This is a genomic window from Streptococcus humanilactis (assembly GCF_019448275.1).
In the GTDB taxonomy this organism is placed as follows: Bacteria; Bacillota; Bacilli; order Lactobacillales; family Streptococcaceae; genus Streptococcus; species Streptococcus humanilactis.
Genome location: NZ_JAHXBZ010000059.1, coordinates 1 through 215, shown reverse-complemented (window position 1 = coordinate 215; position 215 = coordinate 1). Strand labels below are relative to the sequence as shown.

Genomic DNA, 215 nt, shown 5'->3' with positions numbered 1-215 from the left:
ACAACCTTCTCATCTGGTTTCACTGGGGTGAAGTCTTCGATAACTAGGTCTTTTCCTGCGATTGGATGACTGATCTTAGTGCTTGGATCGGTAACTGTTGCAGTTCCATCGTCACCTACTGTGACAGTCTTACCTGGGTTCTTCGCTTTGACCTTATCTTCCACTTGTTTTTTCTCTTCTGGAGTTAAGTGGGATTTGTCTTGAACAACAACCTT

Annotated in this window: 1 pseudogene; it reads right to left on the bottom strand. The window is 43.7% G+C overall.

Features of this window, described 5'->3' with window-relative positions:
* Positions 1–215: pseudogene (locus tag KV696_RS09855) on the bottom strand (hypothetical protein); the annotation flags it as partial.